This window comes from Collinsella sp. AF36-3AT (assembly GCF_003475205.1).
Taxonomy (GTDB): Bacteria; Actinomycetota; Coriobacteriia; order Coriobacteriales; family Coriobacteriaceae; genus Collinsella; species Collinsella aerofaciens_AF.
On sequence record NZ_QROZ01000011.1, the window covers coordinates 47,208 to 70,082 of the forward strand.

Below are 22,875 nucleotides of genomic sequence, written 5' to 3' on the forward strand. Positions count from 1 at the left end.
CAGTCATTAATAAAATATGCCAGATGACGGAGGTGGAACGGCGCAACAAACCACGGCCAGCGCCTAGATCTCGCTCGGCATCGGCGCTATTTCCAAATCGCGAGCGCCGCAGTGCCCAAGATGATGAGGGCGAGACCGATGGCGTTGCGTCGCGAGACTTTTTCGTTGAATGCCAGGCGCGCAAATAGTACCGATACGAGAATCGATAGTTTGTCGATCTGCACCACGACGCTCACCTGGCCTGCGGCGATGGCATAGTAATAGAGCAGCCACGATGCTCCGGTCGCGATGCCCGATGCCGCGAGAAATACGAGTTCGCAGCGGTCTACGTGCACGGCTTGGCCCATCTTGCCTTTAGCTGCCACGATTGCCCATGCCATAACCAGTACCACACAGGTACGGATTGCCGTGGTCAGGTTTGACTCGACGCCTTCGATGCCGATCTTGGCGAGGACGGAGGTGAGTGCTGCGAACACGGCGGCGCCGAGGGCGTAAGCGAGCCAGGTCCGGTCTTGCTGCTGCTCGGGTCCGGCAGACTGCTGCTTCTCGATCATTAAAAACGTGCCGAGGGTGATGACGGCGGTTCCCACGAGCTTAACCGCAAGGTTGCTCGTCTCACCAAAAAGCGCGATGGCGATCAGCGCGGCGAGCACGGTGCTCATCTTGTCAACCGGTACGACCTTATTTACGTCTCCGATGCTCAGCGCCTTAAAGTAACAGATCCACGAAGCTCCGGTAGCGAGTCCCGAGAGGATGAGAAAGAGCCAGGATCTGGGTTCGATGATGCCAATGGTTCCAATGGATCCAGAAATACCCGCCATTGCCCAGGCGAAAACGAGCACCACGCAGGTGCGAATGGCCGTCGCGACATCGGAGTCGGTCTGCTTGATGCCGCATTTGGCCAAGATGGATGTGATGCCGGCAAAGAATGCTGACGCAAATGCTGCGACGACCCACGACACGGGCGCGGTGCCTCCTTGGTTAATGGGTTTATCCTGCGAGTTTTATGGACATGAGGATACCGCCCCGCCATGAAGGTTTGATATGGCCGCGGCGAGACGGGGGTCATGTTGCGGGGAGCCATTTGGTTAAGGATCGAATTGAAGGTGAATGTTTTTCCGAGAAGTGAACGAGTCAATATGGACCCCTGGAGCATGCACACTTTTTTCGAATAAAACCGCTGGATTTCTAGGCAAAAAGCGCAGGAACTAAGCCCATAAAAATGTCGATGATACAGGGTACTGATTTTACTCGTTCACTTCTCGGAAAAACATTCACCCTCGATATGCTGTCGGCTTCTCTTTGGTTGCCAAGATCTAAACGGTACGCCGTGAAGGGTGGTAGCGACGTTGTTGCTGCTTCTCTTATCTAGTAAATGAGGTGGGGCGCCGCCCAAGTCCTTTAGCTGTCGATCACAGGTCGCGTGCCCGGTAGACCTTGGTGCTGATGGCACAGCTGACAACGCCAAGGACGACCGTTGCCAGCGCGACGGCACCACACAGGCAACCGAGGACGGCAAGATCGGGATTCGTCCCTGCAATCGACATGAGCTGGTTGCTGATGGGGTTGAATGAGTTTAGCGTGACCATGATAAGGCACATGAATAGGGCGTACAGACCAACGGATAGGCGTTGCGCCTTCATGTATTCAAATCGAAAGAACAGAGGCAGTACCAAAAACACCGCCATGAGGGAGAAAAGCATCGATATTGCCGAGGCGATTGCGGTCTCAAAGACGGTCTCTCCCGTGGAGGGGATACCCACGCTGTTTAAGATCGGGATGGCGACGATACTCAACAGCACGGCCGCGCACGCCATGATGACCGAGAAAATAGTGATGCACAGGTAGCGTGCGCTGACGATGTCTTTGCGTGAGATGGGCAGCGTTGCCCGATAGCGCTCCCATCCGTTTTGGTTGTCGAGCCCGGCCAGCGACGTCATGGCCATGATAGGCGACATGGCACTGATCGCGAAGGCGCCGGCGGCGCTCATGTCGGAATCACCATTCGATGCCCTGACGGCGGTCAGCACGACGAAGATGAACAGGCCGACACCTGCGATGCTCGGGACGAGCGTGCGAACGATGGGAAGCTCGGACATAATGGCGCGTTTCATTTCAAAGCCCCTTTCAGCATGAAGCGAAGATAGTCATCAATGGTTGCCCGATCGCAGGGAATCTCGGGGAAGGCCTCGAGCACTTCGCGGTGGTTGGGCACGAGCACGTCCACGCTGTAGGCGTGGCGGGCGGCGCGGGTGCCTTCGACGCAAGCCATGAGCTCGGCGGCCTGTGCCTGGGTGCAGTGGGCGATGCCGGCGCGGTCGGTAATGTCCTCGCGTGGCAGGTCAAACACAATCGAGCCGTTATCGATGCAGATGACGCGGTCGGCAGCACGATCGAGATCAGACGTAATGTGGCTCGAGAGCAGCACGCTGCGCTGGCCGTCGGCGACAAAGGCGAGCAGCTCATCGAGCAGTTCCTCGCGTGCCATGGGATCGAGGCCCGCGGTGCCTTCGTCCAAAACGAGCAGCTTGGCATTGTGGCTGAGCGCGCAGGCGAGCTGCAGCTTCATACCCATGCCGCGGGAGAGGTCCTTGACCTTTGTCTTGGGATCGAGGCCAAATCGGTTGATGAATCCGGCGAACGTTTCGCGGTCCCACGTGGGGTACGCCGGGCCTACGAGCGCCTCGATCTGGCCGACCTTGAGCGTGGAGGGGAAGGGGCATGTGTCCAGCACGAGGCCGATGCGAGAGCGCAGGTGGCGTTGCGACTCATCGGGCGCGTCGGTGCCACAGCGCTGCCCAAACAGGTGCACCTCGCCGGCATCGAGCTTTATAAGCCCAAGCGTGGCGCGAATGGTCGTCGTCTTGCCGGCGCCGTTTGCGCCCACAAAGCCAACAATTTGGCCGGGCTCCACGGCCAACGAGACGCCACGTAGCGAAAAGCGGTCGCTCACGCGGCGTGAGATGCTTTTGAGTTCTAGCAAGTTTTGCATGGCATAGCCTTTCTTGCAGATGGTTACTGCATGGTTTCGGGGGCTACCAGGTCGAGCATCTCGTGCAGTTTATCGCGCGTGACGCCCACGGCTTCGGCTTGCGTTGCTGCCTGTGCGAGCAGCTCTTCGATATGGCAGAGCTGATTTTCGCGCAAGAGTTCTTGGTTGCCCTCGGCGACAAAACAGCCCTTGCCCTGCACAGTGCAGATAAAGCCGAGTTGCTCCAGGTCGGCGTAGGCGCGCTTGGTGGTGATGACACTCACGCCAAGATCGCTCGCGAGTGCACGGATGCTGGGGAGTTTGGCTCCCGCAGCAAGCGTGCCCGAAAGGATCTGAGCTTTGACCTGCGAAGTTATCTGCTCGTAGATGGGCTTGTCGCTCGAATTGGATAGGATGATGTCCACAGCGGCTCCTTAGCTGATGGGCTACACGTGTATATAACCGGTAAGCACAGTATATACACACTATGTACAGTTGAGCAAGAGGAAATTACGGGGCTGTCCGTCCCTCTACTCATTCATCTCAATCTGTAACAGTAAGACCCGTTTTGGATGACTAACTGTTACAGATTGAGATCTTTCTGAGACGTCCGACCGTTTGTCTCAATTTGTAACATCTGGAGTTGTTTTTGGCAGCTAACTGTTACAGATTGAGATTTTGTCGACAGGTCCATTCATTTGTCTTGATCTGTAACATCTAGATCCGTTTTTGCTGGCTAACTGTTACAGATCAAGATATTGGCTGCCCGCCCTGTGCGTTCATCTCAATCTGTAACATCTGGAGGTCAAAAACCCTTCTAGGTGTTACAGATTGAGACAAACCGTCGCGGAACACCGCTGACATTCCACCGTCCGAGTCCCAACTGATGAATTTGTCCTGATAGGTGCCCTATGGCGGGATTTCGCGGCTACAATAGTACGGTTTCAACGACGTAATGCACTCAATGCAAGAAAGGATCCGCATGGCAAGCCTGTCGGATGAAATCTCGTCGCGCCGCACATTCGCGATCATCAGCCACCCGGATGCCGGTAAGACCACACTTACCGAGAAGCTGCTGCTCTATACCGGCAGCATCCAGACCGCCGGTTCGGTCAAGGGCAAGAGCTCGGCCAAGCATGCCGTCTCGGACTGGATGGACATCGAGAAGGAGCGCGGTATTTCCGTTACCTCCTCGGTACTGCAGTTCACCTATAACGGCGCCTGCGTCAACATCCTCGATACTCCCGGCCACCAGGACTTCTCGGAGGACACCTACCGTACCCTTATGGCCGCCGACGCCGCGGTCATGGTCATCGACGGCGCCAAGGGCGTCGAGGCCCAGACCAAAAAGCTCTTTAAGGTCTGTACGCTGCGCCATATTCCCATCTTCACCTTTGTGAACAAGCTCGACCACGAGGCTCGCGACCCCTTTGAGCTCATGGAAGAGATCGAGAACGTTCTGGGTATCAATACGTATCCCATGAACTGGCCGATCGGCAGTGGCCGCAACTTCCGTGGCGTGTTCGATCGTCAGACCCGTCGCGTCATTGCCTTTGAGGGCGACGGCCACGCCAACGCCACCAAGAAGGTCGCCGAGGTCGAGGCCGAGCTAGGCGATCCGGCCATGGATGAGCTTATTGGCGAGGAGAACCATAAGAACCTGATGGACGACATCGAGCTGCTCGATGGCGCCGGCGACGAGCTCGACTTGGATGCCGTGGCGTGCGGCAAGCTGAGCCCGGCGTTCTTTGGCTCGGCGCTCACCAACTTTGGTGTGGAGCCCTTCCTTAAGGAATTCCTGCGCCTTGCCCCGACGCCGCGCGCCTACACCGATACGCTCACCAGCGAACCGGTCGCGCCCGCCGAGAACGACTTTAGCGGCTTTGTCTTTAAGATCCAGGCCAACATGGACAAGAACCACCGTGACCGCATTGCCTTTGTGCGCATTTGCTCGGGCAAGTTCGAGCGCGGCATGGATGCCTTCCATATGCAGGGCAACCGCAAGCTCAAGCTGGCTACGGGCACCTCGATGATGGCCGACGACCGCGCCATCGTGGACGAGGCGTACGCTGGCGATATCGTGGGCCTGTTCGATCCGGGTATCTTTAGCATCGGCGACACCGTGTGCTCCGGTAAGCGCCACGTGCAGTATCCGCAGATCCCGACGTTCGCCCCCGAGATGTTCGCCCGCATCACGCAGGTCGACACGCTCAAGCGCAAGCAGTTCGTCAAGGGCATGGAGGAGCTTGCCCAGGAGGGCGCCATCCAGATCTTCCGCGAGCTGGGTGCCGGCATGGAAAGCGTCATTGTGGGCGTGGTCGGCGTGCTGCAGTTTGAGGTGCTCGAGCGCCGCCTCAAGGCCGAGTACCGTGTTGAGGTTCGTCGCCAGCCACTGCCCTATACGGACATCCGCTGGATCCAGAACGACCCCGACACCATCGATATCCCGGGCCTTTCGCTCACGCGCGATACCCTGCGCGTCGAGGACATGCGCGGCGGTAAGCTGCTGCTGTTCACGAGCCCGTGGAACGTGGACTGGGCAACCGACCACAACCCCGACCTTGTCCTGTCGGAGTTTGGCAACGTAACGTTTTAGTGCGCCGGCGCGGTGGTCCTGCGGGGCTGCCGCGCCGTTTGCTTGCCTGCCGCCGCGTGAGCGGCTATCATACCCACCGTCGCCTCAAGACCGTGGCGGCCGAGCAGTTCGGGTCCGATATCCTGCTCGTTAAACCTAAAACCAAAGGAGTACATAATGATCAAGAAGGTCATGGAGGACTACAAGGTCCTGTTGCGGAGCATTCCCGCGGCAACGGTTTCGCTGTTTTTCGTGAGCGTCATCATGATGAACCTGCTGGCCAACAAAGAGCTCATCAGCCTGCCGTATCTGGCACTCGATTGCGGCTTTGTGGTGAGCTGGGTTTCGTTTTTGTGCCAGGACATGATCTGCAAGCGCTTTGGCGCCAAGGCATCCATCAAAATCTCTATCCTCGCGCTGGCGGTCAACCTGGCCGTAAGCCTGTGCTTTTGGCTGTGCTCGCTCACGCCCGGCATGTGGGGCGCCTACTATGACACGGGCATGATCGAGGTCAACACCGCCCTTAACGCCACCATCGGCGGCACCTGGTACGTGGTGTTGGGCTCTTCGCTGGCAATGCTCGTTTCTGCCGTGGTGAACTCCACGCTCAACCAGTCGCTCGGCCGTATGCTCAAAAAGAATAACTTTGCGAGCTTTGCCTTCCGTTCCTATGTGTCCACGGGTGTTGGCCAGTTTATCGACAACCTGGTCTTTGCCATTGTGGTGAGCCACACGTTCTTTGGCTGGACCTGGGTGCAGGTTCTTATGTGCTCGCTGACGGGTGCCGTCGCCGAGCTGCTGTGCGAGGTCTTCCTGAGCCCCGTGGGCTACAAGGTCGTGCGCGGCTGGGAGCGCGAGAATGTGGGTGCTGAGTACCTCGAGCGCCACGCAACCGCCTAAGGAGCAGATATGCGGGTTTTGATCACGGGCGCTTCGGGCGGCATCGGGGCCGCGTGCGTGCAACGCTTTTTGGACGACGGCCACGAAGTCGTGGGCTTTGATCTGCTGCCGGCGGCGATCGAACACGAGCGCTACCGCCATCTGATCGTTGATGTCCGCGAGCCGGACTCGTTTCCAGTTAACCTTGAACCCCAGGTAATCGTAAACGTCGCCGGTACACAGGATTCGGCCGACGACATTGCCGCCAACCTGCGTGGCACCATCAGCGTGACCGAGCGCTATGCCTTTGTGGGGGAGGGGCTTGCCGCCAAGCCGGCGCCGGCCATTACATCCGTGGTCAATGTGGGGTCGGCGAGCGGGCATACGGGATCGGAGTTTCCCGCCTATGCCGCCAGCAAGGGCGGCGTTATCGCCTACACCAAGAACCTTGCAAACCGCCTGGCGCCGCAGGCCATCGCCAACAGCGTGGACCCGGGCGGCGTTATCACGCCGCTCAACCGTTGCGTGATGGAAGACGAACACCTGTGGAACCAGATTATGGAGCTCACGCCGCTTAAACGCTGGGCCACCGCCCAAGAGATCGCCGAGTGGATCTACTTTGTGGGCGTGACCAACCGGTTTATGACCGGGCAGAGCCTGCTGATCGATGGCGGAGAGGCCGGCCGCACACAGTTTATTTGGCCCGAATAGGAAACGCGCCCGATGGCAAGATCGCTGTCGGGCGCGTTTTTGATGTATCGATTTTTAGCCGAGGCAAGTCCAGTTGACGGGGGTCGAGCCGTACTGTTCGAGTAGCCGATTGGCTGCTGAGAAGGGGCGCGATCCCATAAAAGCGGGGAGTTCTGCCGTGGCGCGGTTTGCCGAAAGCGGCGAAGGGTGTGTGGAGGCCAGGCAGAACTTGCTGCTTTCCCTGTCCGCGCCGGTCGCGGCGAGCTTGCCCTCGACCATCTGCTGGGCAAAGCGGCCCCATGCCAAAAAGACGACCGGCTGGGGCAGCTGGCAGCAGCGCTGAATAACGTAGTCGGTGAGCGTGCTCCAGCCCAGCTTGGCGTGCGAGTTCGCGGCATGTTCGCGCACGGTGAGCGTCGTGTTGAGAAGCAGGACGCCCTGTTGTGCCCAGGGGGTTAGGTCTCCCGTGGCGGGAATGGGGCAGCCCAGATCGGCGTTGAGTTCCTTATAGATGTTGCGCAGGCTCGGCGGCAACTTGGTTTGCGTCGCAGGCACCGAGAAAGACAGACCCATGGCCTGGTTGGGTCCGTGATAGGGGTCTTGACCCAAGATGACTACCTTGACCAGGTCGGCCGGGGTGTAGGCGAGGGCATTGAGGATGTCGTCTTGTGCCGGGTAGATGGTCTGCTCGGCACGCAGGAGGGCGATGCGCTCGAGCAGCTGGTTCGTAGTGTCACGTACCGGCTGCGGCGCATCGCCCAACCAAGTTGCTATGTTGCGGTCGCGAGTTACAGCGTCCATAGAACTCCTTTAGGGCAGATGCTATGTTGGCATCTATTGTAAAGGCGTCCAGAGACCTTTATGCCACGGCTGCATGAGGAGTGGGCCTACGAGACGTGCTCGGGCGCTCCTGCCATACGAGCGTGCCCATGTGCGCGAAGGCGCGGAAGCTCGACGGTTGCCACCATGACGCCGGTGAGGATGAGGGCGGCGCCAAAGAAGGCGATGGGGCTCAGGACCTCGCCGACCAGGAAGAACGAGAAGACGGCGGAGCAGACCGGCTCGAGCGAGAAGGCGAAGCCGGTGGTCTCGGCAGGTACGTGGGGCTGCACGAGCGTCTGGGTGATAAAGCCGTAGGCAGAGCAGATGAGTGCAAGCGCAACGACAACGACGATCTCGTTCGGCGTGCTGGGAAGCGTGAAGCCGCCAAAGGTACATGCGGCGATGCCCGAGAACAAGCCACCGAAGCCCAGCTGCCAAACGCCCAGAGCCAGCGGATCGACTTCCTCGACAAAGCGCTTGGCTACGATAATGTGGCCGGCATAGATAAAGGCCGAGAGCAGCATGATGATCGCACCGGGATTCAGGCTGGTAAAGTCGGCGCCCGAGAGCAAAAGCATGCCGCAGGTGACAATGGCGGTGCCGATGAGCACCTTGCGCTCGGGGGCGCGACGCAGCAGGGCCGCGTTGGCAAACGGTACGATCACGACCGTCAGGCTCTGCAAAAAGCCGGCGGTGGAGGCAGAAGTGAGGCTGGAGCCCAGGCACATGCAGGTGAGCTCGGTTGCCATGATGGCGCCGATGATGGCGGAACGAATCATCACGTCGCGGTTGATGCGCAGCGCGTGCTTGTGGAAGAGCAGCAGACAAGCTACAAAGGCGATGATGCAGCGCAGCGCGACGATGCTCGTGGCATTCATGCTGTCCATGCCGATCTTCATGAGGGGGTACGAAAAGCCCCATGCGACGGGAACGGAAAATGAGAGCGCGATTGCTTTTTTGCGATCCATGGGACTCCTTTTGTTACAGAACGGTTTCGCAAAAAGGATTCTGCTCCCAGATATGGATGTAGTAAAGCGAATGTATCTTCAGTATGATTAAGAAATACTAATGTTGGAAGAAAAAGCCCTGGCAAAACGTTTTACGGCTACATCGATGTGGAGGCACGATGGCATCGCGGTATCAGATTGTATGTATGGTGGTCGATTGCGGCAGCCTGAAACGTGCCGCCGACGAGCTGGGCTATACGCAAAGCGCGGTGAGCCAGGCCGTCAAGGCGCTCGAGCGCGAGCTGGGCACCACGATTATCGAGCGTGGCAAGCAGGGCGTCTCACTGACGCGCGACGGCAAACAGTATCTGCCGTATCTGCGCCAGATCGTTACGGCCGAGGCCGAGCTTGAGGGCAAGCGCCAGGAGTTGCTGGGGCTTTCGTCGACCGACATTCGCATTGCGACGTTTACCAACGTGAGTCGTACTGTGTTGCCGCGTGTGATCCGCGACTTTGGGGCCCTGCATCCGGGCGTGCGCTTTACCCTCAAGCAGGGCGATTACACGCGCAATGCCCAGTGGGTGCACGATGGCATGGTCGACTTTTGCTTTACAGCGCGTGGATTTACCGAGGGGCTCGAGAAACGCGTGGTCTATCACGACGAGCTGGTGGCGCTGTTGCCAGCCGTCCATCCACTGGCGGCAAAGGAAAAGGTGACGCTTGCCGACCTGGCGTCCGAACCGTTTGTGCTGCTGGATGAGGGCGAACAGAGTCTGGTGCTCGATGCGTTTGCCGCGCACGGGCTATCGCCGCATGTGACGAGTGAGGTCACCGATGACTACACCATTATGGCGATGGTGGAGGAGGGCCTCGGTGTGAGCATGCTCTACCGCCGTACCGTCGAGGGCATGCGGGCCGATATTTGTGTGCGCCCCATCGTGCATGCTCCCTCGCGTGACGTAGTGGCAGCCTGGCGCAGCTGGGACACCATGCCTATCGCCACGAGGCACTTTATCGACTATATGAGCTCACATATTGTCAATTAATGACTGGCATGGCGTTGAGTGCGGTGTTTAGCGGGCTGTCGCTTTGGCTTGGGCGGCGCGATAGGTGCGTGCCGGGTGGCAGAGTAGTACCGCCACGACCATAAAGAACGCCGTGGTGCCCAGGCTGATGGGGTAGACCATCATGATGTTCGCAAAGGTGCGGAAGTGCGGGAACACGCAGAATACCCAGTAGAAGCGGATGCCGCAGACGCAAATCATGGTGATGAGGGCGGGCATGAGCGAGATGCCAAAGCCGCGCAGATAACCGGACATGTTTTCGTAGAACATGCTAAAGGCGTACGCCGGGAAGATCGAACACACGCGGATATAGCCGATCGAGACGATGTTGGGATCGCTGTTGAACAACGCCAGGATCTCGCGCCCCAGACCGACGATGACGATAATCGTGGTGAGTGCAACGATGCCGCCTTCGACCAGGCAGACCTTGAGCGTCTTGGTGCAGCGGTCGATCTGGCGCGCGCCGTGGTTTTGTCCCACAAAGGTGGTGCAAGCCTGGCTAAAGCTGTTGAGCAGGTTGTAGCACACATACTCCAGGCTCATGGCAGCGCTGGATGCCGCCATGACCTCGGTGCCCAAGCTGTTGATGGCGGACTGGATGATGATGTTGGCGACGGCAAAGACGGCGCTTTGGATACCGGCGGGCAGGCCGATCTTAACGATGCGCTTGAGGGCGACGGGGTCGATAGCCAGATCGCGCAGGGTGACGCGGACGACGGAATCGGTCTTGAGCAGACGGATAAAGAGCGTGACGGCGCTGACGGTATAGGCGATGGCGGTGGCGATGGCGACACCTGCGACGCCCCAGTGGAGCACGGGGACAAAGATGAGGTCCAGGCCAATGTTGAGGACGGTGGACACGGCAAGCGCCTGCAGCGGCATGCGGGTGATGCCGACGGAGCGGAAGATCGCGGCCTCAAAGTTGTAGAGCAAGATCGAGGGCATGCTCAGCAAAAAGACGCGCAGGTAGAGCGAAGCGAGAGGCATGGTTTCGGCAGGAACGTTGAGCGCGGCGAGCATGGGCTCGGCAAAGATCTCGCCCAGCGCGATGACGACAAAGCCCACGAGCGCCATTAAAATCGAGGTATGGACGGCGCGTTTGACCATGTTCTGATCGTTGCGACCGATAGCGTTGGCGATGACCACGTTGGAGCCAAGCGACATGCCAATAAAAAGGTTGAGCATAAGACTGGTAAGCGGAACATTGGAGCCGACCGCCGCCATGGCGAGGGTTCCCTGGTCGCCCGAGAAGTTACCGATGATGACCGTGGCGATGAGGTTCGACAGCTGCTCCAAGATGCTCGTGGCGGCCACGGGGAAGGCGAACAGGGGAATATTGCGCCATAGCGAGCCGGTGGTCATGTCAATGTGCTTAGATGCGGTGTCTGTCATACGCTCTCAATCTCTAATATGCTCTTTCGTGCTTATTTGCGCAGACGATGATACTCCTAATGCAGCCAGCCGGCACTTAGGGACGTTCCTTTTAATATGAGCAGGACATTGTCAAGAGGCAAAATCGGGCCTGGCCCCAACGATATGGGGTCAGGCCCTCTCCCTATATCAACCCGTCCGCGGCGACCTCGGCGTGTCTTACCGACGCTCGTCTTTGCAGTTTAATATCCGCCCGTGGCGATCTCTCGCTGGGCAATCCGTTGCTACGGCTGAGGCTTCTACGTCGAACCGACAGTCTGTGCACGCGTGTGGCGCCCTGGGCGCTCGCAGAAAAGGGACCTGAGGTTCGCCTCAACGGCTTCGGATCGAACCGCTTCCGGGGTGACTGGCTTATGTGCGGGGGACCGCCCCCTACGCCTCCTCGGCCATGAGGCCGACCGCCCACACCCAGCAGGCGAGCTCGCGCGCCGTGGCGACGTTCGCCTTGTTGCCGTGGACCCCGCGCGCGAGCAGCGCCTCCCGCCTCTCGACCAGCCTCCGCACGCCCTTGGCGGCATGCCTCCGGGCGCCCCGGTCCGGGGCCTGGCCCTTGGCGAGGTCCTTCGGCCGCCCCGAGCACGTCAGGTAGTGCCACGCGGCCTCGACCAGCGTCTTCCTCAGGTGCTTGTTGCCGGCCTTGGTGATCGCGCCCCTGCGGTCGCTCTCCCCGCTGGAGTGCTCGGAGGGCGTCAGGCCGACCCACGCGGCGAACGAGCGGGCGTTCCTGAACCTGGAGAACTCGCCGGCCTCGAACACGAGGTCGGCGGCGGAAGCGGTGTCGACGCCCTTGAGGCAGCGCAGGGAGTCGACCCTCTTCCGCCACCTGGGCTTGCGGGCCTCGGCCTCGACGAGCCCCTCGAGCCTCGCCTTCTCCTCCGCCGCCCGCCTGACCGCGTCGACGTAGTAGGCGAGCGCGTCGTTGTCGGCCCCCTCCGCGAACCTAATCGACTCGATCCAGGACCAGTGCGCCCGGGTCCAGTTGCCCTTCCTGCGGCCGGTGGGCGTCCTCTCGTCGAAGACGAGCCCGTGCCTTAGCAGGAACTTGGAGAGCCGCTGCTTCGAGCGCGAGAGGTCGTCCCTCGCGTCCTCGAGCGCCCTGGTCAGGTCGCGGGCGGCCTCGCACTCGTCGTCGGGGACCCACACCTCGACCACGTTGCCGACCGACAGCATGCGGGCGAGGAGCTCGGCGTCGTTGCGGTCGTTCTTCCTGCGCCTGTCCGCGCTGGGCTTGATCATCTTCGAGACGGCGCCGACCACGCAGTCGACCCCCAGGCCGGAGAGCCTCTTCTGCAGGTCGAAGCCCGTGACCCCGGACTCGTACACGCACCTGGCCCCGGGGTCCACGGAGCGGACCCACTCCGCGACGGCGCCGGCGTCGTAGCCGAAGGTCGCGCAGCGCACCTCCCCGGTCATGACGTCGAGGGAGACGGCCTTTATCGAGCGGGCGTGGACGTCGAGGCCGACGAAGGTGGTAGTATCGAGCATGGGAGCCCCTTCCATGAATGCGGCGTGGCCGCCGCGGCTGAATTAGACACTCACCATTGTCGGCCTAATCCGCGGTCTTTCATGCAGCAGGGGCTCTCAATGTTTTATGTCCTGCTCATATCGTCTCTGTCGGCAGCTGGGGACACTCCTTGTCTCTTCTATGACTAGGTGGGGAAGGCGTGCGACAATGGTGGGCGTTGTGTTGTCCGCGCTAAGGAGTTGCCATGTTGTTGTGTCCCGTTTGCCATGAGCCGTTGGTGGACGATGAGCGCGGTGCTGCATGCGCGGGCGGACATCGGTTTGACCGTGCGCGCGAGGGCTATCTGTATCTGCTGCGCTCGTCCAAGAGCGGCGACTCCATGGGCGATCCCAAGTCGCAGGCGCGCAGCCGTCGTGACTTTCTAAACCGCGGCTACTATGCGCCGTTGCGTGATGCGATGGTCGAGCTGGTGCGCGATCGGGTGTCTGGGCATGCGGCGTCTGCGGGCGGTCCCATGACCTTGCTCGATATCTGCTGTGGCGAGGGCTACTACACCAGCGCCATGGGTGCGGTGCCGGGCGTGGATGCTTACGGATTCGACTTGGGCAAAGAGATGGTGCGCCTGGCTGCCAAGCGCGGCGATGCGACCTACTTCGTGGCCAACATGAAGGACATCCCCGTGGCCGATGGCACCTTCGATATGGTGACCGAGCTCTTTGCCCCCTTTAACGAGCGCGAGTTTGCCCGCGTGCTGGCGCCCGAGGGCTCGCTCTACACCGTGGTGCCGGGTGCTCGGCATCTGTTTGGGCTCAAGGAGGTGCTCTACGACACGCCATATCTCAACGATGAGAAGCTGCCGAAGACGACCGAGCTGGAGTTGGTGGGAACGCAACGGGTGTCTGCGAACATTACGCTCCAGATGCAGGCCGATATCGAGGCGGTGTTCCAGATGACGCCGTACTACTACCGCACGCGCCCTGCCGACAAAGAGCGCCTGGCAAACCTGGACACCCTTCAGACCGATATCGACTTCATCATTGCCGAGTACCGTCACAGCTAACAACCTGCCAAAAAGGGACAGGTTTATTTTGGCAGGTTTTATCTGGGCAAACGTAAAGGGCCGACCGCGGAGATGCGCGATCGGCCCTTTTTAGTTGCTTGGCTACAAAGGTTATGAGAAGCGAGCGCTTACAGGCGGTCCTTGTTCTCGGCCTTAATGTCGTGTGCCTGCTGAATAAAGAACAGGTCGTACACCACGATGACAAAGGCGCCAAAGTTGATGGCGTCGCCGCCAAACGCGGGAAGCGTGAGCACGGCCTGCGCAATCGTGGCGATTGCGGCGACGATGCCGAGCTTAAACGCACCATCCACCTGCGAAGGCTTGTTGGCGCCCTTGATGCCCGCAACACCTGCGGCAAGATCGACAAGACCCTTGATGACAAGTACGGCCGCGGCGAGCATGGCGTTCGACCCGTACGTGGAATCGAGGCTGCCCTTGGCGATGCCGACGCCGGCGATGACGAGGCTGGCGATGCCCAAAACAAAGTAAATGAGGGCAAGGACTTTGAGTGTCTTGCGAGTGTAGCTCATGGCTGGTCCTTTCGAAGTGGACATGACGTATTTGATGCGCACGCAAAACGCATGTCGCGAAGCATATTGTAATTCAACAAGGCGCTGCATACGTTCATCCAATAGTTGAACGCTCCGTTCGCGACGGGGCTGGCACTTGCGTTGTGCTAGGTTTTTGTTTAACTGGATCATACTGTGCATTTATTTGAGGTGAATGGTGAATATCAAGCAGGTCGGCTATTTTGTCGCCGTATTTGAGACGAAGAGTTTTACCGCCGCGGCACACCAGCGCAACGTGACCGTCCAGGCCATTTCCAAGTCAATTAGCGAGCTCGAGCAGTTGTTTAACGTTCAGTTTTTTGAGCGTGGAAATAGTGGCGTAAAGCCGACTCGGGCCGCCCGTAGCTTTTATGCCAAGGCTCGCAACGCCGTCGAGGCGTATCGTGAGGTTGAAAACTTTGATCCGTTTGGATGCGACCTGACCGTCCCGTCGGCCTCTGGGGCGCAAGCGATGCCGGAACTCTCGATTGGCCTGTGCGTTCCCGCACTCGATAACGACGATAAGCTATATAAGGGGTTGTCTGCGCTTATCATGCGTGGTGCCCGCGTGCGCGTGAAGTTTTGTACCGTGCATCCCGGGATCGCTCAGCAGGAGCTCGAGCAGGGCGACCTCGACGCCTTGCTTACGGTGGGCACATATGACAATACCAATGATGATTGCGAGCAGCTGGGAACCCTGCCCACGGGTATTGTCGTCGCCGCCGGCCATCCGTTCGCTAAGAGGCCTTTTGTGACTGTGGCTGATTTGAGCTCATATCCGGCAGGGCAGTCGGCTGCGTTTGATAACTTTAATAATTCGATTTTTTGGCAGTACGAAAGCCGCGGTGTCCTTGGTGAGACGCGCATTATCGATGGCCCCGCTCAATTTGGGTCGTTTTTGGTGGCAGAGCACGGCTTTTTCTTAAATGCGATTCTTCCCGTTCCCGGTCAGATTGCTAGCGGGTTTGAGGTTGTCCCCATTGCGGGTAAAGGGGCCCTGACAGTTCCGGTGTGCCTAGTTTCCCTTAAAGATGAAAAACCCCAAGCTTATCATGTCGTAGAAAACTACTTGATTCGCATGGTGGGTTGCGCCAACGGGTCCGCCGCTCGCTAGCACATCCGTCGATGCGCTCGCCGCTGTCGGCTTTGCTGCCTGACGACATACTGTCGATTGTGCCGTGTGTCGCAATCGAATGAACGCAAAGGCCATTCATAGCAGACCGCCCTCCGTTTCTCGTCTGTCTGAGAAACGGAGGGCGGTTTTTATGCGTGGCGCTTTGTACAGTTGAGCCCGATGCCTAGCTCAGGCGCTCCTGGCTTTCCTTTTTAACGCGGTTGGCGAAAACGAAGTACACGGCACTTACGACCACGGCGGTGACATCGGTGGCGCTGGTGCCGACTCCGCCCAAGAAGGGCTCGGAGAGCAGCAGGCTCACAACGGCGCATGCTAGGCAAATGATAGCCCAGACCCAAACGATGCCAATCTTGCTGGGGTTATTTGAGGCACGGATGCCCAACACGGCGGCGATGATTTCGACGATGCCCATCACGATGACGACAACGCTGTAAACCGAGAGGTCGCCGCTGGCGTCGCCCGAAGCCGACGTGAGCGCCAACGCGCCTGCAGCGATGCTGAAAACACCTCCCAATAAATAGACGATGGACATGACCTTTAGGACTTTACGGTTGTTGCTCATGTTCAGTTCCTTTCCCTTGAGCCGTTATGGCACCGTGCACGTATTGCCTGGCGCCATGAATTACTGATTGAGGGGTTCGTTGCCCAGATCTTGCGAGGCGAGTTCCTGTTCTTCGTTAAACTCGTCCGCTTCGGCGAGTTCCTCGGCGGTAGCTGCCTTTGGAGCGGACTCAACGGCATCGCAATGATCGAAAACGAGTTGATAGGGGGCGATGTCACGGCGGGACAGCATAAGCTTTACCTCGCGGCGCAAAGAGCGCATGACGCTGCCGCGGTCTGTCTCCTTGCAGGTGGCGACAACGCGAATGGTCATAGCGGTGCTGCTAAGGTCGACCACGCCCTTGTAGAAGGGGCCTTCGATAATGGCGGGAACGCGGTCATGCACGCTTTTGAGCTCGTCTTTAAGCACCTTTTCGACATAGGGTAGAGATTCCCCCACCGGTATGGTGATGTCTATGCTGGCGTAAGAATTAAGTTTGGTCATGTTGGTGACATTCGAAATCGAGCTATTGCGCAGCAGTAGAACATTGCCGTTGCCGTCATTGATCTTTGTGGTTCGCACGCCAATTTCCATAACGGTGCCGGTATTGCCGCCAACCGAGATGACGTCTCCAACGCGGAACTCGCCTTCAAAGATAATAAAGAGCCCGCACAAGATATCCGTGATGAGGTCTTTGGCTCCAAAGGAGACCGCGAGTGTAATGATGCCTGCCGAGGCCAAAAGCGTTGCGGTGTCGACACCCAAAACGCCTAGGCACCAATAGAGCATGGCGATGAGGGTTCCGTATTTTGTCAGGCTCGAGAGAAGTCGGCATATCGTCTCGCCGCGCGCGCCAAGCACGTTGGACAACATGCGAAGAAGCGACTGTGCGATTGCGCACACTGTGAGCGCCACACAGGCGTACATGATTGAAGCGGTGAGCGCGAATATGTTGAGACCGTGCTGCCAGTCGTTACCCAGTATGTAGGTGAATACCGAACGCGGGCCAAATAGAGTGTCTTTAAACAAGACGGCCAAAAAGACGATAAACACTCCGATACCGGTAAACCATCTAAGGACCGTGCCGAGTTTTTGCTCGGGGGTTTTGTCTTCCCATTTAAAGGAAATGTTGAGCCATCGGCCAATGGCACTTTCGCTGTGCTTGATACGGCCGTCGGATGTCGTGACTGTGATGTTGTGCCGTCTTGCCGTGAAATCGTTTTCGCGCTTCGAACGTTTTTCTTCGACTCTTATAGTGTCGAGCGTCAGCAGAGGGTAGATGAGGACAAAGCATATAGCGGCGATGATTCCGGTTGCGATGGTGAGCGGAACGCGCTGGTGCATAAAAGAGTCTTCGGGTGCCGCGACGTAAACGTAGTAGTCGTCAGTCTCTAGGCAGGAGGCGTAGAGTTTCTGGTTGTCGATGTAAATGAAATCGCTAAAGCCGTCTGCAAGGTGCTCGTCAGCCAGTCCTATTTCGGACGCCTTTTTCCCCATAAGAAGATTGTTGGGATGATATGCAACGGTGCCGTCTTTTTTCTCGATTGCAAAGGCGAAGCCTCCGGCGCCCGCCTTGATGCCGTCGAGCACCACGCCGATCTTGGTGCTCTTGAGCATTTCTTCTAAGCGCATAGGGCGCACGGCAATCTGAGCGATTCCGTCTGCAATGCCATCTTGATCGTAGAGTGCGACGCCGATGTACTGATATGTCTCGCCAGTGGTTCTGTTGATAGAGAGGGGCTGTATATACTCATCCTTGCCGCCCAAAAGCGAGCGGAACTCGTAGGAGGAGTCGCCGTACTTGGTCGAAAGACTATAGGATCGTTGTGACGTGCTCGAGCTCGTCATATTGCCGTCGCCGTCGTAGAGGTAAATTGACTCGACGCCAAGCGTTTCTGCCAAGCTGTGCAGATCGGCTCGCGTGGCGAGCTCTGGATTGTGCTCAACGATGTAGGCGATAATATGGCAGGTAGTGGCGTAGTGGTCACTATATTGCCTCGTAAGTTCATCCTCGCGCATTGCATTGTTTTTGAGCGTTTGATCAATCTGCTCTACGCGCTCTCGATTGACCGTCGCTTGGCTCGAAAGGGCAAAGAGCGTTTGCATATAGAAGGTTACCGCCAGGAGCAAGACGAGTCCTGCAACGGACAAGGCTGTTGCGCGCCTGCCCACGGCGGGGTTAAACCTAAGGTTGCGACCGATCTTGACGTATTCGTGATCGCCTTGGTCGCTATGCTCGTCATCCGCAAGGACAAACAGGTCATAGAGCGCCACGGCGGCGACGATTGCGATGAAGGCAAAGAGGATGACGCCCACGGTGATGTTGCGTGCGGTGGCGGTGTCGCTTTCGGGAATGGCGAGAATGTAATAGGTGTCATCGACCAACTTGACGCGACAGTACAGGCTTGTGTTCTTGACGGAAGTGAAGAATGTTTTGCCGTCCTCAAGATTGCTAATATCGATGCCGTTGTCGAGTGCATCGGTACCTATCATGTTCTGGTCGGGATGGTAGGTGATCAGATGCGTTTTTGCCGATACGGCGAGGACAAATCCGTGGCTGCCGAGTGAGATGTTCTTGAGCATGCTCTCGGTCGATCCGGTGTCCTTGACAAGGGCGTGCAGCTCTCGGGGATTTTGTTCTACGATGGCCATGGCGTCGTCATCGATTTTGGCGGCATAGTATCGCATGAGCCAGTCTTGATCGGGAAGATCGACCTCAACCGGATCGGAGGGCTTGCCGGTCTCGAAGCACTGACGTAGCTGGTTGAAGCGGGCGCGGCTAAAATCGGCTTTGGTGTCAGCTGCCTTGGCGATGATAGAGCCGTCGCGTCGGGCGACGAGAACGTTATCGACCTTGAGCAGGTCCTTGAGTTCGGCCATTTTGACATCGGTCGCTTCGTAACCGGCATCGTTAGCCGCCATAAATGCGATGCTTGCGGCGCGCGTGCGATACAGGTCATCAAATGTTTGGGCGTTGTCTTTCGTTTCCGCCCGAGCCGTTTTAACGAGATCGGGGAGTTCGGCGGCAACGCGATCAAATTCCAGAGCGTATTCCTCTTGCGATAGACGCGTTTGCATCGAGGCGAGTAGGAGTCCCATCGCCAATGCGCAGACGGTTACGGCAACGGCAAGCGCCACAGACTTCTTTTTTAATCGCTTGGACATGGGTAGGCTCCCTTAGTTCCATTTATTGATGAGCTTATCGACTGTTTTGTCTTTGAGCATTGAGCGCACTTCGGCGGCAATCTTAGGCGAAAGCTCAGAGCCCTTCTTCGTTGCGACGGCATAACGCTGTGGGTTGATGCCAAAATCGGGCAGGACGGTGCGCTCGCCATCGAGATAGGTTTTGGCAATTGCGCCGTCCGTCGCCATGGCGTCGACGTCGCCGGCTTCCAATGCTTGGGAAAGCTCGGCGTAGCTCGCGTATTGGCTTAGATGCCATGTGTCGTAGTCGATGCTGCCGCTCTCGGCATCCTGTTGCCGGGGTATGCCGTCCGAAAGCCCCAGTTCCAAAAACTTCGCGGCAAGTTGAGGTGCGGCGTTCGTTCCGGCTACCGTGCCAATTGTTCCGCCTTCAAGCTGGGAAAAGGATTGAATGAGCGATGTGTTTTCGACAACAAGAATTACCGAATCGGTGTAATAGGCGGGAGAGAAGTCAAACAGCTTTTTGCGTTCGTCGCTTATCGAGTAGCAAGCAATCAGACAATCGACTTTTCCCGACGAGAGCATTTCTTCGCGCGTCTCGGGCGTTACGGTTATAAACGAACAGTCTCCATAACCGAGACGGTTTGCCAGCTCGTTGGCGAGGTCGATTTCGAATCCGTAGTACTTGCCGTTGTTGGGGTTACGTTCGCTAAACCCGACGATATCCGAGCGGACGCCTACACTCAGCTTGCCCTTGCCAGGCATGCCGGAATTGCCGTTTGAGCAGGCTGGTAGCAACATGGCTGCAAGTGCGGCTCCGGTTGCCGAGATTGCCAGCCGGCAGGCATTTCGGCGTGTGACTGAATGGTCCATTTGCATTCCTCACGACGATTGTTCAGTTCTTTAATGATATGGACGGGTAACTGTGGAATAGTCGTGAAGCGGCAGGTAAACAAAGGGTTGAGGCGGAGGATAAAATCTGTCGGCATCGGGCACTTTATTGCTAAATAGATGTCAGCATGCTGCGATGGGCGTTAGGTCCTGGACACCCTTCAGACCGATACCGACTTCATCATCGCCGAGTACCGCCACAGCTAACAACCTGCCAAAAAGGGACAGGTTTGTTTTGGCAGGTTTTATCTGGGCAAACGTAAAGGGCCGATCGCGCAGTAACGCGATCGGCCCTTTTTAGTTGCTTGATTGCAGGGGGCTGTGGGAGATGGGTGCCTACAGGCGATCCTTGTTCTCGGCCTTAACGGCGTGAGCCTGCTGAACAAAGAACGGCTCGTACACCACGATGACAAAGGTACCGGTGTTAACGACGCTGCCGCCGAGAGCGGGAAGGGTAAGCATGCGCCTGAAAGCGCTTGGGGCCTGCACGGTCCAACCTTTCAAAAAGGAAAGCTGGGCGTAAGTCAAATCGATGGCAGCTCATGTGCGGCGCTGCGATGATGAGGATGTAACAAGGAGTTGGTCTAAGGAGGAGCCATGATGTACGGAACAGGGCAGGCGCGCGAGCCGCAATCGTTGGGAAGGCGCATGAGCGATTCTGTGATCGCTGCCGTGTGCACGGGATTGATGGCGGTGCTTTGCATTGGGATGCTGTGGGCCATGTCGCATGTGGGACAATAGCGGACGATTGGGTGCCGACACATGCGGCGCTCACGTATCCGCTTTGCTTGCTAAGGAGTACCCATGGGCGTCGTCGATCCCTTTTCTGTTGCTCGGGCCGCGGGGCTTGAGCTGATTGGGAAGCCCGAGGGCCTCACGCTCACCGACGGCGCGATGGAGCTGCGTGCCGATTTTGGCCGCATGCTTCCACGGCTCAAGCAGGGCCGTCTGCAGCAAGAGCTGCTGGTGAAGGCCGCGCGCACAAAAGGCATCGAGCAGCCATGGGCGATTGACGCCACGGCAGGCTTTGGCGAGGATTCGCTGCTGCTGGCGGCAGCGGGCTTTACCGTCGATCTGTATGAACAGGATTGCGTGATCGCGGCACTGCTGCAGGATGCCTTGGACCGCGCGGCGGATGATTCGGCGCTTGCGGCTGCCGTGGCGCGCATGCGCTTACATGCGGGTGAGGACAGCATTGCCGGCCTTCGCCATACGGCTGAGCTGATTGATCGCGGTGAGCTCGCGGCTCCCGATGTGGTGTATCTGGACCCCATGTTTCCCGAGCGCACCAAGAGCGCGGCGGTCAAAAAGAAGTTCCAGCTCTTGCACCATTTGGAGCAGCCGTGTGCCGATGAGGAGGCGCTGGTCGAGGCTGCCCTTGCGCCGCGCCCGCGCAAGGTTGTTATCAAGCGGCCGATGAAGGGGCCGCTGCTTGCCGGCGTTAAGCCGAGCTATCAGCTTGCGGGCAAGGCTGTCCGCTACGATGTCTTGGTGCCGCCGCGCCCGTAGCTTGCGTGCGATGGCTGGCGCTCCGTCAGTGCCGTGCCGATGCAGTGCTTATTTCCAAGGATGCGACGTCAGGTGCCACCCGCCGCAGTATTCGCATTTGTAGCAGGCTAAACCGCGCCGTCCGCGGTTTTCGCAGTCGGCCATAACAGCCTCGGCCTCGGCGCGTGTGTCGTAACGGTTTTTACGCTCGCACGACTTGTAGCGCCAGGCTTCATCGCGCTCGGCGTCTAGTGCGTCGCAGCGCTCGTCTTCGCGTGCAAACAGGTCGCTCATATCGCCGCCCGTGGCAGCGCCCAAAAACTCGCTTTTGGCTTTTGACCAGGCGGCTCGCTTTTTGCTCCCCATCTGCTTCGCACCCTCTCCAAACGTTGGTATTATTGCTCAATCAAAGTGATACCAATAAACGTGAGGTCGCCGCGTGATGATCAGAAAAACCCTCGAGACCGACATTCCTGCCGTCATGGCCATCTATGATGCCGCCCGCGCCTATATGCGCGCACATGGCAACGCCACGCAGTGGCCCGAGGGCACGCCTTCGGCCGAGCAGCTGGCTGCCGATATTGCCGCTGGTGGCAGTTACGTGTGCGAAGTCGACGGCCGCGTGGTGGCGACGTTTGCCTTTTTACCGGGTCCGGACGAGTGCTATGACGTGATTGAGGACGGTCGGTGGCGCAGCGACACTCCGTACGCCGTGCTGCACCGCGTGGCGTCCGACGGCACCGTGCACGGTATCGCGGCCGCGATGTTTGCCTTTGCCAAGGATCGCGCCGACCATCTGCGCATTGACACGCACGCGGACAACCTGCCCATGCAGGGTGCGAGCATGAAAGCGGGGTTCGAGCGCGCCGGCGTCGTGTATGTGTCGGACGGCACGCCGCGCGTTGCGTTCGACTGGCTGCGCGAGGCATAAGAGCGGGGACGCGTATCAGCAATCCATATACATGAAAATGGCCCCGGGTGGGCCATTTTTGATCGCTGGGCTGTTAAGGGGAGGTGCCGGCTTTCGCAAGGCGCGAACCTACGAAAATCGCCGCGCGGCAACGCAGGGCGATGAGCTCGGTCGGGGGATAGGGCCCGCTTCGCCCGCCGGCCCGTAAATTGTATCATCCAGTGTGGAACGAGGATGCCCGTTGCCGCGTGCGATGGGCTTGCAATAAGGGGACCTTGATTGGCAACTTCATCCGAACACCTCCCATATTCATC

At 58.5% G+C, this 22,875-nt stretch carries 23 protein-coding genes and 1 pseudogene; 9 read left to right on the top strand and 15 right to left on the bottom strand.

The annotated features are described in order from the left end of the window. Nucleotides 1–86: 86 nt before the first annotated feature. The 5 genes and pseudogenes from DW003_RS10165 to DW003_RS09005 all read right to left on the bottom strand — a co-directional run bounded on the left by DW003_RS10165 (nt 87) and on the right by DW003_RS09005 (nt 3,396). The gene (locus DW003_RS10165) at nt 87–554 is read right to left on the bottom strand and encodes an EamA family transporter (protein WP_370448118.1); all 468 of its coding nucleotides are present in this window, start codon (nt 552–554) and stop codon (nt 87–89) included. Then, nucleotides 549–962 (bottom strand): annotated as a pseudogene (locus DW003_RS10170) (EamA family transporter); the annotation flags it as partial. The gene DW003_RS10165 and the pseudogene DW003_RS10170, both read right to left, overlap by 6 nt. Nucleotides 963–1,412: 450 nt before the next feature. Next, nucleotides 1,413–2,114 (bottom strand): ABC-2 transporter permease, encoded by a 702-nt coding sequence (locus DW003_RS08995; RefSeq protein ID WP_118388723.1) that lies wholly within the window; start codon nt 2,112–2,114, stop codon nt 1,413–1,415. Continuing rightward, the gene (locus tag DW003_RS09000; protein WP_118388725.1) at nt 2,111–2,992 is read right to left on the bottom strand and encodes an ABC transporter ATP-binding protein; all 882 of its coding nucleotides are present in this window, start codon (nt 2,990–2,992) and stop codon (nt 2,111–2,113) included. Before DW003_RS09000 ends, DW003_RS08995 begins: the two co-directional genes overlap by 4 nt. A 23-nt stretch (nt 2,993–3,015) precedes the next feature. Beyond that, nucleotides 3,016–3,396 (bottom strand): GntR family transcriptional regulator, encoded by a 381-nt coding sequence (locus tag DW003_RS09005; RefSeq protein WP_118388727.1) that lies wholly within the window; start codon nt 3,394–3,396, stop codon nt 3,016–3,018. Between the two features lie 557 nt (nt 3,397–3,953). On the opposite strand from DW003_RS09005, the gene DW003_RS09010 reads away from it, so the two are divergent. From DW003_RS09010 to DW003_RS09020, 3 genes are all read left to right on the top strand, one after another. Continuing rightward, nucleotides 3,954–5,567, top strand: coding sequence for a peptide chain release factor 3 (locus DW003_RS09010; protein ID WP_118388729.1), 1,614 nt, complete (start codon nt 3,954–3,956; stop codon nt 5,565–5,567). 156 nt (nt 5,568–5,723) lie between these two features. Beyond that, complete coding sequence (locus DW003_RS09015; protein WP_233541151.1) at nt 5,724–6,446, top strand: VUT family protein; 723 nt, start codon at nt 5,724–5,726, stop codon at nt 6,444–6,446. Nucleotides 6,447–6,455: 9 nt separating this feature from the next. After that, nucleotides 6,456–7,136: an SDR family NAD(P)-dependent oxidoreductase gene (locus DW003_RS09020; protein WP_118388731.1), complete on the top strand. Its 681-nt coding sequence runs from the start codon at nt 6,456–6,458 to the stop codon at nt 7,134–7,136. Between the two features lie 54 nt (nt 7,137–7,190). Here the strand turns inward: DW003_RS09020 and DW003_RS09025 are convergent, their stop codons facing one another. Both DW003_RS09025 and DW003_RS09030 read right to left on the bottom strand, forming a co-directional pair. Beyond that, nucleotides 7,191–7,916, bottom strand: a complete 726-nt coding sequence (locus DW003_RS09025) for a uracil-DNA glycosylase (RefSeq protein WP_117640584.1) — start codon at nt 7,914–7,916, stop codon at nt 7,191–7,193. 86 nt (nt 7,917–8,002) lie between these two features. Then, complete coding sequence (locus tag DW003_RS09030; protein WP_118388733.1) at nt 8,003–8,905, bottom strand: DMT family transporter; 903 nt, start codon at nt 8,903–8,905, stop codon at nt 8,003–8,005. Nucleotides 8,906–9,063: 158 nt separating this feature from the next. Between DW003_RS09030 and DW003_RS09035 the strand changes: the two genes are divergently transcribed. Continuing rightward, complete coding sequence (locus tag DW003_RS09035) at nt 9,064–9,930, top strand: LysR family transcriptional regulator (protein WP_118388735.1); 867 nt, start codon at nt 9,064–9,066, stop codon at nt 9,928–9,930. A gap of 27 nt (nt 9,931–9,957) precedes the next feature. On the opposite strand, the gene DW003_RS09040 is transcribed toward DW003_RS09035, so the two are convergent. Both DW003_RS09040 and DW003_RS09045 read right to left on the bottom strand, forming a co-directional pair. Beyond that, nucleotides 9,958–11,340, bottom strand: a complete 1,383-nt coding sequence (locus tag DW003_RS09040) for an MATE family efflux transporter (protein WP_118388737.1) — start codon at nt 11,338–11,340, stop codon at nt 9,958–9,960. 411 nt (nt 11,341–11,751) lie between these two features. After that, complete coding sequence (locus tag DW003_RS09045) at nt 11,752–12,864, bottom strand: IS110 family transposase (RefSeq protein ID WP_233545562.1); 1,113 nt, start codon at nt 12,862–12,864, stop codon at nt 11,752–11,754. 224 nt (nt 12,865–13,088) lie between these two features. On the opposite strand from DW003_RS09045, the gene DW003_RS09050 reads away from it, so the two are divergent. After that, complete coding sequence (locus DW003_RS09050; protein ID WP_118388741.1) at nt 13,089–13,904, top strand: putative RNA methyltransferase; 816 nt, start codon at nt 13,089–13,091, stop codon at nt 13,902–13,904. 128 nt (nt 13,905–14,032) lie between these two features. Here the strand turns inward: DW003_RS09050 and DW003_RS09055 are convergent, their stop codons facing one another. Continuing rightward, on the bottom strand, nt 14,033–14,434 hold the full coding sequence (locus DW003_RS09055; RefSeq protein ID WP_117645806.1) for a hypothetical protein: 402 nt from the start codon (nt 14,432–14,434) through the stop codon (nt 14,033–14,035). Between the two features lie 196 nt (nt 14,435–14,630). On the opposite strand from DW003_RS09055, the gene DW003_RS09060 reads away from it, so the two are divergent. Continuing rightward, complete coding sequence (locus DW003_RS09060; protein WP_158573224.1) at nt 14,631–15,566, top strand: LysR family transcriptional regulator; 936 nt, start codon at nt 14,631–14,633, stop codon at nt 15,564–15,566. Between the two features lie 184 nt (nt 15,567–15,750). Here DW003_RS09060 and DW003_RS09065 read toward each other — a convergent pair whose 3' ends face one another. The 4 genes from DW003_RS09065 to DW003_RS09955 all read right to left on the bottom strand — a co-directional run bounded on the left by DW003_RS09065 (nt 15,751) and on the right by DW003_RS09955 (nt 20,652). Next, nucleotides 15,751–16,149, bottom strand: coding sequence for a hypothetical protein (locus DW003_RS09065; RefSeq protein WP_118065632.1), 399 nt, complete (start codon nt 16,147–16,149; stop codon nt 15,751–15,753). A 60-nt stretch (nt 16,150–16,209) separates the two neighbouring features. Beyond that, nucleotides 16,210–19,293 (bottom strand): mechanosensitive ion channel domain-containing protein, encoded by a 3,084-nt coding sequence (locus tag DW003_RS09070; RefSeq protein WP_118388745.1) that lies wholly within the window; start codon nt 19,291–19,293, stop codon nt 16,210–16,212. 12 nt (nt 19,294–19,305) lie between these two features. Continuing rightward, on the bottom strand, nt 19,306–20,145 hold the full coding sequence (locus DW003_RS09075; protein ID WP_118065626.1) for a transporter substrate-binding domain-containing protein: 840 nt from the start codon (nt 20,143–20,145) through the stop codon (nt 19,306–19,308). Between the two features lie 354 nt (nt 20,146–20,499). Continuing rightward, entirely contained in the window at nt 20,500–20,652 is a 153-nt protein-coding gene (locus DW003_RS09955; protein WP_158567534.1) for a hypothetical protein, read from the bottom strand. Nucleotides 20,653–20,760: 108 nt separating this feature from the next. Between DW003_RS09955 and DW003_RS09960 the strand changes: the two genes are divergently transcribed. Together DW003_RS09960 and DW003_RS09080 are read left to right on the top strand one after the other, a co-directional pair. After that, nucleotides 20,761–20,904 carry a hypothetical protein gene (locus tag DW003_RS09960; protein ID WP_158549061.1) on the top strand — a complete coding sequence of 48 codons (144 nt, stop codon included), beginning with the start codon at nt 20,761–20,763 and terminating at the stop codon, nt 20,902–20,904. Between the two features lie 63 nt (nt 20,905–20,967). Then, nucleotides 20,968–21,672 (top strand): class I SAM-dependent methyltransferase, encoded by a 705-nt coding sequence (locus DW003_RS09080; protein WP_118388747.1) that lies wholly within the window; start codon nt 20,968–20,970, stop codon nt 21,670–21,672. Nucleotides 21,673–21,720: 48 nt separating this feature from the next. Here DW003_RS09080 and DW003_RS09085 read toward each other — a convergent pair whose 3' ends face one another. Further along, nucleotides 21,721–22,017: a hypothetical protein gene (locus DW003_RS09085; protein ID WP_118388749.1), complete on the bottom strand. Its 297-nt coding sequence runs from the start codon at nt 22,015–22,017 to the stop codon at nt 21,721–21,723. Between the two features lie 76 nt (nt 22,018–22,093). On the opposite strand from DW003_RS09085, the gene DW003_RS09090 reads away from it, so the two are divergent. Continuing rightward, nucleotides 22,094–22,582, top strand: coding sequence for a GNAT family N-acetyltransferase (locus DW003_RS09090; protein WP_118388751.1), 489 nt, complete (start codon nt 22,094–22,096; stop codon nt 22,580–22,582). Nucleotides 22,583–22,875: the final 293 nt, after the last annotated feature.